Raw genomic sequence first — 12,646 nt, forward strand, 5'->3', positions numbered from 1 at the left:
GCTCACTCCTGCCCGTCGCGCGTGTCGAGCAGCTCGGCGAGCTGGCGCACCGTCGGGCACTCCAGCAGGCCGGTGACCGGCACGGACGCGTTCAGCTGCTTGCGGACCCGGGTGGTGAGCTCGATCGCGAGCAGCGAGTGGCCGCCGAGCTCGAAGAAGTTGTCCAGCGCGCCGATCGGCTCGATGCCGAGCACCCGCGACCAGATCGCGGCCAGCGTCGCCTCGGTGCCCTCGCGCGGCTCCACGTACGCGTTGTTCAGCTCCGGTCGCGGATGCCGTTCCTGGTCGTCGTCATCGTCCCTGGCCTCGTGGATGTCGCCCGTGACCCACTGCGCCAGCCGCGCCTCCAGCGGGCCGGTCGAGATCACGAAGTGCCCGGCCCGGTCGGCCGCCGACAGCGCCCGCTCCAGCACGTCCACGCCCTCGGCCGGGGTCATCGCGTAGTCGATCACCGCGCCGCTGTGCCCGGCCACCCGGTCGGGATCGATGTTCCAGGTGTCCCAGTCGACGGTCACCCACCGTCCGGCGCCCGCCGTGCGGGCCGCGCGGACGTACGCGTCCAGCGCCGCGTTGGCCGCCGCGTACGGCGCGAGCGTCATGCCGCCCAGCACGGCCGCGATCGACGACAGCGTGATGCGCCGGTCCGGGATGCGTCCCCCGACGTGCTCGCCGAGCACCTTCTGCAGCACGTGGAAGCCGGTCACCTTGGCCGCCAGGTGCGCGTCGCACTGCTGCCGGTCCATCAGGTGCGCGAAGTTGAAGTACGCGCCGTCCTGCACGCCCGCCCCGTGGACGACCACGTCGATCCCGCCGAACCGGCTCACGGTCTCCGCCACGACGGCGCGCATCGCCTCCTCGTCGGCCACGTCGGCCGACAGGGCGAGCACGGTCGCGCCCCGGCTCTCCAGGTCGCGGATGTTGCGGATGTGCCGGACCGTGCGCTCCGACCCTGGCGGGGCCGCCGCGAGGAAGGCGTCCCACTCCTCGCGAGGCGGCAGCGCCGAGCGGGCCGTCAGCACCAGCCGGCAGCCGTACGTGCTCGCCAGGTGCCGCGCGAGCACCAGGCCGACGTCGCCGAGACCGCCGGTGACCAGCACGGTGTCGCCGTCGCGGAAGCCGCGCTCGTCCGGGGCGGGCTCGTCCACCGGGTACTGCCGGTAGTCCCGCAGCCACGTCTCGCCCGCGCGCAGCGCCACCGGCCCCTCGTGCGGGCAGACCGCCGCGGCCAGCACCTGCTCGGCCAGCACGTCCTCGGCCGGCGCCACGTCCCCGCCCGCGCCGTCCACGTCGACGTGCCGGCAGCGCAGCCGCGGGTTCTCCTGCTGGAGGCTGGGCGCGAGGGCGGCGAGCGTGGAGTGCTCCGGATGGCGCAGGTCGGCGCCGGACACGCTCACCGCGTGCGAGGTGAGCAGCACCAGCTCGGCACGGGGCGCCGACCCGGTGTTGTCGACCAGCTCCCGCGCGAGGGCCAGCGCGGAGTAGAAGCCGCGCGCCTGCTCGGCGGTGAAATGCCGCACCGGGTCCGCCTCGGGCCCCGCCTCGGGGCTCGCCAGGCTGAAGCCGTGGACGATGGCGCGCGGCGCGGCCACCAGCGAGTAGAACAGCTCCGCCATGTCGTCGGCCTTGCCCGGCCGGATCGTGAAGTCACCGTCGTCGTCCTGGCCGAACCGGTCGCCCGCGCGCACGGCCGTCACCTCGGCGCCCGCCCGCGTGAGCCGCTCCACCAGCGCCTCGCCCCGCGCGTCGCCGGTGAACACCAGCCACGGGCCCGCCAGGCGCAGCCGCTCGTCCAGGCCGGCGAGGGGCAGCGGGTGCGGCCGCCAGGTCGGCAGGTACGTCCACCGGCCGCGGTCGAAGCTCTTCCCTGGGCCCTGCTGCCCCTGGGCCTGCGCCGCCGGGTTCGGCTTGATCCAGAACCTGCGCCGCTGGAACGGGTACGTGGGCAACTCCACGCGGCGGCCCTGGCCGCCGTGCAGCGCCGGCCAGTCGACGGCGGCGCCCGCCAGCCACAGCCGCGCGACCGTGGCCAGCAGCCACTCGGCGGCCGGGGTGTCACCGTCCGGCGCGACCACGACCTCCTCGACCTGCCCCGAGACCTGCCCCGAGACCTGCCCGGTGGCCGGTCCGGACGGCTCGCCCTTCACCACGTGCACGCCGACGCCGCCCAGCCCGTCGGCCAGCGCGGCCACCGCCTGCTCGCGGTCCCCGCCCGTCCCCTGAGGCCCCGTGGCGCCCGGCCGCAGGACCTTCTCGCCGCCCGCGCCCGGCCGCGGGGCCTTCTCACCGCCCGCGCCCGGCCGCAGGACCGTGTCCACGGCGGCGCGCAGCTCCGCCCACCACGCGGCCGGCGCCTCGGCGTCCGGGACGCTCAGCCGTACCCTCGGGTTGCGCCGCTGCGTCTTGCCGCCGATCCACCGCGACGGGTCGCCGAGCGCCGCCACCGCGTCGGCGCGGTCACGGCACACCACCGCGCGCCGCAGCGCGAAGCCGCCCCGCGACACCTGGAGCGTGAACGCCACGTCCGCGACGTCCTCGCCCGCCTCCTCCGCGAGGTGCGCGCGCAGCCGCTCGGTCACGTCCGTGAGAGCCTGCTCGTCGGCCGCCGAGAGCACCAGCAGGTGCGGGCCCGGCCGCGCCGGCCGCGCGGGCCGGGGCGGCGCCTGCTCCAGCACCACGTGCGCGTTCGTGCCGCCGAGCCCGAACGAGCTCACCCCGGCCCGGCGCGGATGCGGCCCCGCCGCCCACGGCCGGTTCTCCGTCAGCACCGTGAACCGGTCCTGCGCGCCCGCCAGCGCCGGGTTCGGCGTCTCGTAGCCGGGGGTGCCGGGCAGCAGCTCGTGCTTCAGCGTCATCGCGGCCCGCATCAGGCCGGTCACCCCGGAGGCGCGGTCGAGGTGGCCCAGGCTCGGCTTCAGCGAGCCCAGCACGCACGGCGTCTCCCGCGTCTGCGCGAACACCCGGTTCATCGCCGCCAGCTCGATCGAGTCGCCCAGCATCGTGCCGGTGGCGTGGCATTCCACGTACCCGACCGTGTCCGGCTTGACCCCGGCCACGCCGAGCGCCGACTCGATCACCTCGGCCTGCCCGTCCACGCCCGGCGCGGTGTAGCCGGCCCGCAGCCGGCCGTCGTTGTTGGCCGCCGAGCCCAGGATGACCGCGTGGATCACGTCGCCGTCGGCCAGCGCGTCCGACATGCGCTTGAGCGCCACCACCCCCGCGCCGCTGCCCATCACGGTGCCGCTCGCCTCGGCGTCGAAGCTGCGCACCCGGCCGTCGGGCGACATGATGCCGCCCTGCTCGTACAGGTAGCCGGACGGCTGCGGCAGCGGCGTGAACGCGCCGCCCGCCACGGCGATGTCGCACTCGTACGTCAGCAGGCTCTGGCACGCCAGGTGCACCGACACCAGCGAGGTCGAGCAGAACGTCTGCACCGACACGGCCGGCCCGCGCAGCCCCAGCTTGTACGACACCAGCGAGGCCAGCGAGTCGCGCTCGTTGCCCACGGCCATGAGCAGCGCGCCGCCCGGCTGGGTGGTGAGGTGCTGGATGTTCTGCACGATGTAGTCGGGGAAGCCGCAGCCGCCGAAGACCGCGACCTGGCCGGGCACGTCGGTCGGGCAGTAGCCGGCCGCCTCCAGCGCCTCCCACGAGCACTCCAGGAACAGCCGGTGCTGCGGGTCCATGGTCTCGGCCTCGCGCGGGTTGATGCCGAAGACGGTCGCGTCGAAGCGGTCGAGCCCGTCGAGCGGCCCGCCGACGCGCACGTAGCGCGGGTCGGCCAGCTTGCCCGGCTCGACCCCGGCCTCCCGCAGCTCCTCGTCGGTGATCGCGCGCAGGCCCTTCACGCCGGCGAGCAGGTTGCCCCACAGCTCGCCGACGCTCCCGGCGCCCGGGAAACGCCCGGACATGCCGATCAGCGCGACCGCGGAGTCGTAATCGGTTCCGTTGTCGGTCATGAGGTCCTTCCGCTTCTGAGCATGGTGCGGCGCTGGGCGATGCGGGAGCGCTGCTGGTCGCGGGCGTCGGCCGGCTGCTCCTCCGGGTCCTGGCCGGCGCGGGCCGCCTCCGCCAGGGAGGCGATGGTGGGCGCCTGGTAGAGGATGTGCGGCGGCAGGTAGGCCAGCTCCAGGGCCCGCCTGACCTCGGCGATGATCTCCATGCCGAGCAGCGAGTTGCCGCCCAGCTCGAAGAAGTTGTCGTGCACGCCGACCTGCTCCAGGCCGAGCGCCTCCGCCCACACGCCGGCGATGGTCTCCTCGGTGGGCGACTGCGGCTCTACGTACGCGGTGGACAGGTCGGGCCTGGGGTGCCGGCCGAACGCGTCACGGATCTTCTTGACCGTCGCCTGGTGGCTCTCGATGGAGGACTTCCGGCTCATCGCGACGAGCGGGGCGAAGTCCTGCGTGGAGGCCACCACGTGCTTCTCACCGCTGGCCAGCACCCGCAGCAGCGTCTGCCAGCCCTGGTCGAAGGTGAGGCCGAAGTTCTCCCGGTACCAGGTGAAGTACTGCTTGGAGCCCTCGTCGTAGTTCTCCAGGCCGTCGGTCCAGCCGTTCCACGTCCACTCGCACCAGTCGACGGACGTGACGGTCACGCCGGGCAGCTCGTCGCTGAGCGCGAACGCGTCGAGGAAGGCGTTGGCCGCGCAGTAGTCGACCTGGCCGGCGCCGCCGCCCGTCGCCGAGGTGGTGGACGAGTACAGCGCCAGGAAGTCGACCGGCACGTCCCGCAGCACCTCGGCCAGCGCCAGCGTGCCGCCGACCTTGGGGGCGAGCACCCGCTCGATGTCGGCGGCGGTCTTGAACTGCATGAGCCCGACCGCGGGCACGCCGGCGCAGTGCACGACGCCGTTCAGCTCGCCGAACCGGTCGAGAGCGGCCCCGACCGCGCGGCGTACGTCCTCCACGCGGGACACGTCGCCGGCGACGGTGACGACCTCGGCGCCCGCCGCCTCCAGCCGGCGCAGCCCCTCCAGGCGCCTGCGCACCTCGCTCGCCGTGCTCTCGGCGGCGAGGATCGCGTCCCACTGGTCGCGGGGCGGCACGGGGGTGCGGCCCAGCAGGACCAGCCGGGCGTGGAACTGGTCGGCCAGCCGCTCGGCCATGGCCAGGCCGATGCCGCCGAGCCCGCCGGTGACCAGGTACGCGCCGCCGGGCCGGACCTGCGCCACGGGCGGGGACTGCTCGATGACGGAGGCGTCGAGGACCTCGTAGTCGGGGATCCAGCGCCCGCCGGCACGCAGCGCGACGACCTGGTCGGCCGGTTCGGCCCGCAGCTCGGCCAGCAGCGCGCCGGCGTCGAGGTCGGCCGGGGCCACGTCGACGAGGCGGGTGGTGACGCGCGGGTACTCGACGGGGATCAGGCGGGTCGGGCCGAGCAGCGTGCCGCGGGCGGACACGACCCGGTCGCCGGGGTGGACCTTCTGGCCGCCGCTGGCGACGATGTCCAGCGACCAGCCGGGCAGGCCGAGGTCGCCGGCCGCCTTGGCGAAGCCGACCAGCGTGTGCAGGCCGCGCTGGAGGCATTCGTCGGCGGGCTGGTCGGGGTCGGCGCACCACAGGTGGACGACCCGGTCGGGCACCCGGTCGCCGGCCGCCAGCTCGCGCAGCACGGCCAGCGCGTCCTCGGGCGAGCCGGGCCGTACCGTGATGCCGTCCTCTCCGACGGAGAACGCGTCGCCGGGCCGGACCGTCACGACCTCGCGGCCGGTCTCGCGCAGGTGCGCGAGCAGCGGCGCGGCGACGGCGTCGGCGACGCCCTCGGCGGTGTAGACCAGCCAGCGGGCGGCCTCGTCGGTGCGGGGCGGGCGGAGCGTGGTCTGCCGCCACACGGGCGTGTGGATCCAGCGGGTGTCGGGCAGCCGCGGGTACGCCTTGGCGATGCTCGTCGGGTCGCTCTCGTCGAACACCGGCGTGCTGCCGCCGCCGAGGGCCGACTCGTCGATCTCCAGCCAGTACTCCTGGTGCTCGAACGGGTAGGAGGGCAGCGGCACGCGGCCGGGAGCCCAGCCGGTGTCCTCGTGCAGGGCGGCCCAGTCGACCGCCACGCCGGTGAGCCAGAGCCGGCCGACGGCGGTGGCGAGTGCCGCGCCCGTGTCCTGCTGGTCGTTGGCGCCGGGCAGCGTGGTGACGATGAGCGGCCACTGCGCGCGGTCGCAGGCGGGGTGGCCGCGGGTCAGCGCGCCCAGCGACTGGCCGGGGCCGATCTCGGCGAGCGCGAGGTCGGCGATGCCGAGCACCTTCTCCAGCGCCGCGCCGAACTCGACGGTCTCGCACATGTGCCGCGCCCAGTAGCCGGGGTCGGTGACGACCTCGGCGGTGGCGAGCTCGCCGGTGACGTTGCTCAGGTACGGCAGGGCCGGCGGGTTCAGCGTGACGTTGTCGCTGATCCAGGCGGTCAGCTCGGCGGCGATCGGCTTGAGCATCCGCGAGTGGAAGGCGTGCGTGGTCTCCAGCCGCCGGTGGCCGATCTTCAGCTCGCGCAGCACGGCCATGGCGGCTTCGACCGCCTCGGCGGGGCCGGCGAGGACCGTCTGCGAGCCGGTGCGCACGGCGACGTCCAGCTCCTCGTCGTACAGGTCGCCGAGGACGGTCCGCAGCCGCCGCTCGTCGGCCGAGACGGCGAGCATCGCGCCCTCCGGCTGGGAGGTGATGAGCTTGGCCCGGTAGGCGACCAGCCGCAGCGCGTCGGGCAGCGACAGCACGCCGGCCAGGCAGGCGGCCACGTACTCGCCCAGGCTGTAGCCGACCATGATCTCCGGGGTGACGCCCCAGCGGATGAGCTGCCGGGCCAGCGCGTACTCGGCGACGAACACGGCCGGCTGGACCAGGTGCGCCTCGGTGGTGGAGAGGGGTGCGGCGGGCTCGGCGCGGCCCAGCATCCGGGCCAGGTCGCCGCCGGCGGCGCCCCGCTCGGCCGGGGTGAACACGTCCGAGAGCTGCGCGGCCTCGGTCAGCCCGAGCACGGCCAGGCACTCGTTGACGTCCGCGCGGAAGCCGGGCTCGTCCGCGTACAGGTCGGCGACCATGCCCGGGTACTGCTCGCCGACCCCTGCGATGAGGAAGCCGGTCCTGCGGCCCACGGTCGCGTCGTTGCGGCCGAGCGCCGCGGCCGGGTCGGCCAGGCGGGCCGCGGCCTCCTCGGTGGTGCCGGCGACGACGAACCTGCGGTGGTTGAACACCTTGCGGCCCACCTGGAGCGTGTACGCGACGTCGCCCAGGTCGTCGGCGGCGTCCGTGAGGCGCTCGGCCAGCCGGGCGAGGGAGCGGTCGGCGGCGTCGGACGAGCGGGCCGACACGGGCAGGATCTGCCAGCGGCGCGAGCGCGGCCGGCGCGGCTCGGGCGCGGGCGCCTCGGTCACGATGACGTGCGCGTTCGTGCCGCCCATGCCGAGCGAGCTGACACCCGCGATGCGGGGCCGCTCGGCGGTGCGCGGCCACGGGGTCGGCTCGGCGGTCACGCGGAACGGGCTGTTGTCGAAGTCGATCTCCGGGTTGGGGGAGCGGTAGTGCAGGGTGCCGGGGATCAGCTCCTTGCGCAGCGACTGGACCACCTTGATCAGGCCGGTGACGCCGGAGGCGCGGTCGAGGTGGCCGACGTTCGGCTTGATCGAGCCGAGCAGGCAGTACCGCTTGTCCGGGGTGGCGCCGAAGGCGCGGGTCAGCGCGGCCACCTCCATCGGGTCGCCGACCTCGGTGGCGGTGCCGTGCGCCTCGACGTACGAGATCTGCGTGGGGTCGACGCCCGCCCGCTTGATGGCGGCGGAGACGCAGCGGCGCTGGCCGTCGACGCTCGGCGCGAGGTAGCTGAACTTCATCGCGCCGTCGTTGTTGATCGCCGAGCCGCGGATGACGGCGAGCACCGTGTCGCGGTCGGCCAGCGCGTCCGGCAGCCGCTTGAGCGCCACCACGGCCGCGCCGTCGCCGAACATGCTGCCCCGGCCCTCGGCGTCGAACGTGCGCACGTGCCCGTCGGGCGACTCCTGGCCGCCCTCCTCCCACAGGTAGCCGATCCGGTCGGGGATGCGGACGGACACGCCGCCGGCGATCGCCATGTCGCACTCGCCGCGCCGCAGGCTCTCGCTCGCCAGGTGGACGCTCACCAGCGAGGTGGAGCAGAACGTCTGCACGGACAGGCTCGGGCCGGTCAGGTCGAAGCGGAAGGAGACGTTCGTGGCCAGCGAGTCCTTGTCGTTGCCGATCATCAGGGCGGAGGTGTCGATGCCCATCTCGAACGCCCTGAGCCGGGTCAGCAGGTAGCCGCTGATGTTCATGCCGGCGAACACGCCCACGCTGCCCCGGCCCTCGGGAGCCGCGTACCCGGCGGACTCCAGGGCCTCCCACACGCACTCCAGGAAGATGCGCTGCTGCGGGTCGGCGAGCGTCGCCTCGCGCGGGTTGTAGCCGAAGAAGCCGGCGTCGAAGCCCCGGATGTCGTCCAGGATGGGGCGCGAGCGCACGTAGTTCGGCTGCTGGAAGGTGGCGGGGCTCACGCCGGCGCTGATCAGCTCGTCGTCGGTGAACCTCGTGAACGACTCGACGCCGGTGCTGATGTTGCGCCAGAACGTCTCGACGTCGGCCGCGCCGGGGAACCGGCCGGACATGCCGATGATGGCGATGTCGGCGTCGCCGGCCGGATTTTGCTGATCCATCAAGGTGCCCCTCTTCACTGGAGTTGCCTTGCCGTTCGCTTCATGGGGGGCCGCCGCGCGTCACATGGGCCCGCCGCGGCCCCAGCCGCGGGCGAGCCGGCGGGCGGCGAACGCGCCGGCGACCAGGCCGACCACCAGCAGGACACCGGCGGACGGCAGCGCGCCCGTCACGTCGCCGCGGACGGCGGCCTGCATCATGCTCAGCGCCCAGTAGCCGGGTGAGACGTGGGCGGCGATCTGAGCCCACTCGGGCATGAGGCTCAGCGGTACGAGCGCCCCGCCCAGTGAGCTGAGCGTCAGCGCGCCCACGTCCGAGATCACGCTCAGCTCGCCGTGGCTGCGCACCACGGCGGCCAGGGCCGCGCCGATCGCCAGCAGCGCGAACGCCCACACCATGATGGCGAGCAGGACGTACACCGGGTTGGGCGGCACGGGCAGGCCGATGACGAGGCAGCCGTAGACGAGCAGGATCGTCTGCTGGACGACCATCACCACGAACAGCGGCAGCGTCTTGCCGACGACCAGCTCCGCGGCCGGCGCCCTGCTGACACGCAGCCGGTCCCAGGTGCGCCAGGTGCGCTCCGACAGGATCGAGTTGCCGACCAGGGAGATGGCGAACACCGAGAACATCACCATCAGGCCCGTCGCGACCTGCGTGGCGCCGCCGTCCACGGCCCGCACGTACAGGGGCTTCAGCACGAGCATCAGCACCATGGGCATGAGGACGTAGCTGATCATCTGCCCGGGGTCGCGCAGGCGCAGGATGGTGTTGTGCCGGGCCAGCGCGCCGATCCGGTACGCGGCGTCGAGCAGGCGGGACGTGCCGGCCGGGGCGCCGGGCCGCCGGGTGGAGTCGCGGGGCGCGGAGTCAAGGAGCATCGTGGACCGCCAGGGAGCGATAGAGGTCGTCCAGGGACGGGTTGCGCACGTCCACCGCGCTGATCGGGCGGTCGATGCGGCGCAGCAGGTCGATCAGGGTGACGGTGGGTTCCGAGGTGGAGACGCTGACCTCCTCCTCGTTGGAGAGGGTCACGCGTACCTCGCCCGGCAGGTCCCTCAGCAGCTCCTCGGACGTGCCCCGGGCGATGACCCGGCCGCCGCGCGCCACCGCGATCGTGGCCCGCATCTCGGTCAGCTCGGGCAGGTAGTGAGTGGTGTAGACGACGGCCGCGCCCTCGCCCGCGCGCTGCTTGACCACGTCGAGCATGGCCTGCCGGGTCTCCAGGTCGGCGCCCGCGGTCGGCTCGTCGAGCAGGAGCAGGGCCGGCCGGTGGACGAGCGCGCCGGCCGCCTGGGTCCGGCGCTGCTGACCGCCGGAGAGCTTGCCGGCCCGCCGGTCCATGATGCCGCCGAGGCGCAGCACGGTGCTCATGTCCTCGACGGCGTCGCGCAGCGCGACCCGCCGCAGGCCGGCGAGCCTGCCGTACAGCTCCAGGTGCTCGCGGACGGTGGCCGACGGGTAGAGGGCGATGTGCTGGGGGGCGACGCCCACCTCGCCACGGGTGGCCGAGGGCGGCCTGCCGTCGATGGTCACATGACCGCCGTCGGGGCGGATCAGGTACGACACGATCTCGACGAAGGTCGACTTCCCCGCGCCGTTGTGTCCGACGAGCCCGACGATCTCGCCGGCGGCCACGCTCAGACTGAACCCGTCCAGGGCCTGGATGGTGCCGTACCGTTTGACGAGATCGGTTGCCACCAGCAACGTGTCACCTCCTCAGCCAACCCACAATTGATGGAGTTAGGCGGATAAGTGCGGCAAACCTATGTTCCCTTGCACGATAGCGATGAATATCCCGACGCCTGGTGGCCAGTAATGACCGGCAAAACCGGCCAATTACAAGATGCTTCGTGTATTCCATTTGACCGTCTAATCTGACTGATATGCACGTAGGCTCGTTGATCGCGGCCGGCTACGACTGCGACATCTTCCAGGCGGGGCCCGGTAAGATCATCCGGCGCGCCCGCGAGGGCCGCAGCCTCGAGCGCGAGGCCTCGGTCATGCGGCACGCCTGGCGCAACGGGTTCCCCGTGCCCCGGGTCTTCGACGCCGAGGGGTCCGACATCCTCATGGAGTACGTCGAGGGGACGAGCATGCGGCAGGAGGCGGCCGAGCGGCCGGAGCGGATGCCCGCCCACGGGCGTCTCCTCGGCGACCTGCTGCGCGCGCTCGCCGCCGTGCGCGCCCCCGGCTGGCTCCAGGCCGCCGACGGCTGCCCCGGCAACCGGCTGCTCCATCTCGACCTGCACCCGGCCAACGTCCTGCTCACCGCCGACGGGCCCCGGGTCATCGACTGGGCCAACGCCGCGCGCGGCGCCCCCGGCGCGGACACCGCCTGCACCTGGCTCATCCTGGCCGCCGCGCCGGTGGGCGATCCCGCCGTGGAGGCGGGGCGGGAGGGGCTGCTGGAGGGCTTCCGCGACGGCGCGGACACCGAGGCCGCGCGGCCGTACCTGAGAGTGATGGGCGAGCGGCGCGGCGCGGACGGCAACGTCACGGCGGAGGAGCGGGCGGCGATCGACCGCTTCCTGGCCCGCGAGGCCCCCTGAGGCGAGTGGACGGGCAGCACGACAGGCGACACCCGGGAAGGCAGGCAGATGGACGAGCGGCGCGAGGTACGGGCCTCCGACGGTGACCGGGAGGCGGCCGCCGAGCGGCTGCGGGTGGCCGTGGAGGAGGGCTGCCTCGACTTCGGCGAGTTCGACGAGCGGGTCGGGCTCGCCTACCAGTCGGTGACGCGCCGCGACCTGGCCGAGCTGGTCGCCGACCTCCCGGACCCCGGCCTGCCCGCTCCGGACCCCGCGAGCCCGCCGCCGCGACGGGCCTCCTTACCCGGCTGGCTCAAGGTGGCGTGGGCCGTCTGGGGCGTGGCCCTGGTCGTGAGCGTCGCGAGCTGGGTGGTGGAGGCGCTGTCGGATCCCTGCCCGGTGGAGTTCTCGCCCGGCGGCCTGGCGGGGCCGGGGGTCGTCCTGCTCGTCCTGACGGTGGTCCTGCGCCGCCGCTCCGCGCCCCCGTCGGCGGGCTGACCCGTGGACCCACGACCCGTGAACCAACGACCCTCGGACCCACGGCCCTCGGACCCACGTCCTGCTCCGGGGCGGGGCCGGGCCCGCACGGACCAGGCTCCGCAGTTCCGTCCCGCCCGCGCCACGCGCCCCGACCCCGCTCCCCGCCCGAAGCCCGCACCCCGCCCGGCCCCCGCACCCCGCCCCGCGTCGTCCTCGCGCCCTCCACGCGGAGAAGGGCGATCGTCGGGAGCGGAACGCCCGGGAGGGAAGCGCCCCGAGGACCCGCGCCCCTTCGAGGGCCGGCCTCCTCAGGAGGGGAGCGCCGGAGAGGAGCGGGTCCCCGGTCGGCCAGGGGGAGCCGGCGGAGGCCCCGGACGGGTGGCTGAGCTGGACTTCGTGCGGGTGCTCGTGGTGGTCGGCCTCGTACTGTTCCATTCGTCCCTGGTCTTCGACGTCAACGACGACTTTTACGTGAAAAATGCGGAAACCACCGGCATAACGACAATCTTCGCCGGTTTCGGCGTTTTGTGGGCGATGCCGCTGCTGTTGCTCATCGCCGGCTTCGGCGCCTGGCACTCGCTCCGCCGGCGCGGCCCCGGAGGGTTCGCCCTGGAGCGGCTGCGCCGCATCGGCGTCCCTCTCGTGTTCGGCACGGCCGTGCTCGTGCCGGTGCCGCAGTGGCTGCGGCTGCGCGCCGACCCCGCCTACCACGAGTCGTACCTGGCCTTCCTGCCGCGCTTCTTCGACATCCGGGTGGAGCCGTGGGAGTTCCCGTTCGTGCTGCAGGGCGACAGCTTCGAGACGGGTCACCTGTGGTTCCTCCTCCTGCTGCTCGCGTTCGCGCTCATGCTGGCGCCCGTGGTGCGCTGGTTCCCCGTCGCGGGCGCCCGCGCGCTCACCGCAGAGCCGGCTACGGCGGTTTTGGATCTGTCTCTGGACGGTGAGAGCCGCCGCCCGTCCAGGCGACCGCGCGCCTCCATGCCTTCA

General features: G+C 74.1%; 7 protein-coding genes. 3 read left to right on the forward strand and 4 right to left on the reverse strand.

Annotation, left to right across the window (positions count from 1 at the left end; all coding sequences use genetic code 11):
• Nucleotides 1–2: 2 nt before the first annotated feature.
• From ABZS51_RS13095 to ABZS51_RS13110, 4 genes are read right to left on the reverse strand one after another with little or no spacing between them, the layout of a single operon-like run.
• Nucleotides 3–3,956, reverse strand: a complete 3,954-nt coding sequence (locus ABZS51_RS13095) for an SDR family NAD(P)-dependent oxidoreductase (RefSeq protein WP_355439480.1) — start codon at nucleotides 3,954–3,956, stop codon at nucleotides 3–5.
• Nucleotides 3,953–8,650: an SDR family NAD(P)-dependent oxidoreductase gene (locus ABZS51_RS13100; protein WP_355439483.1), complete on the reverse strand. Its 4,698-nt coding sequence runs from the start codon at nucleotides 8,648–8,650 to the stop codon at nucleotides 3,953–3,955. The genes ABZS51_RS13095 and ABZS51_RS13100 overlap by 4 nt, the downstream gene beginning before the upstream one ends.
• 60 nt (nucleotides 8,651–8,710) lie before the next feature.
• Nucleotides 8,711–9,529: an ABC transporter permease gene (locus ABZS51_RS13105; protein ID WP_355439486.1), complete on the reverse strand. Its 819-nt coding sequence runs from the start codon at nucleotides 9,527–9,529 to the stop codon at nucleotides 8,711–8,713.
• Nucleotides 9,519–10,349, reverse strand: coding sequence for an ABC transporter ATP-binding protein (locus ABZS51_RS13110; RefSeq protein ID WP_355439489.1), 831 nt, complete (start codon nucleotides 10,347–10,349; stop codon nucleotides 9,519–9,521). The genes ABZS51_RS13105 and ABZS51_RS13110 overlap by 11 nt, the downstream gene beginning before the upstream one ends.
• 185 nt (nucleotides 10,350–10,534) lie before the next feature.
• On the opposite strand from ABZS51_RS13110, the gene ABZS51_RS13115 reads away from it, so the two are divergent.
• The 3 genes from ABZS51_RS13115 to ABZS51_RS13125 all read left to right on the forward strand — a co-directional run.
• Entirely contained in the window at nucleotides 10,535–11,200 is a 666-nt protein-coding gene (locus tag ABZS51_RS13115; protein WP_355439492.1) for a phosphotransferase, read from the forward strand.
• 48 nt (nucleotides 11,201–11,248) lie between these two features.
• The gene (locus ABZS51_RS13120) at nucleotides 11,249–11,677 is read left to right on the forward strand and encodes a DUF1707 domain-containing protein (protein WP_355439495.1); all 429 of its coding nucleotides are present in this window, start codon (nucleotides 11,249–11,251) and stop codon (nucleotides 11,675–11,677) included.
• 360 nt (nucleotides 11,678–12,037) lie between these two features.
• Nucleotides 12,038–12,646 (forward strand): acyltransferase family protein (locus ABZS51_RS13125; protein WP_355439498.1); only part of this gene is annotated, 609 nt, incomplete at its 3' end.

It is taken from the genome of Nonomuraea sp. NPDC005501, from assembly GCF_040605905.1.
Lineage (GTDB): Bacteria > Actinomycetota > Actinomycetes > Streptosporangiales > Streptosporangiaceae > Nonomuraea.

Bases quoted from the DNA above. Each gene is read 5' to 3' on its own strand.
- ABZS51_RS13100 (WP_355439483.1), bottom strand. From the start codon at position 8,650: ATGGATCAGCAAAATCCGGCCGGCGACGCCGACATCGCCATCATCGGC.
- ABZS51_RS13115 (WP_355439492.1), top strand. From the start codon at position 10,535: ATGCACGTAGGCTCGTTGATCGCGGCCGGCTACGACTGCGACATCTTC.
- ABZS51_RS13095 (WP_355439480.1), bottom strand. From the start codon at position 3,956: ATGACCGACAACGGAACCGATTACGACTCCGCGGTCGCGCTGATCGGC.
- ABZS51_RS13105 (WP_355439486.1), bottom strand. From the start codon at position 9,529: ATGCTCCTTGACTCCGCGCCCCGCGACTCCACCCGGCGGCCCGGCGCC.
- ABZS51_RS13120 (WP_355439495.1), top strand. From the start codon at position 11,249: ATGGACGAGCGGCGCGAGGTACGGGCCTCCGACGGTGACCGGGAGGCG.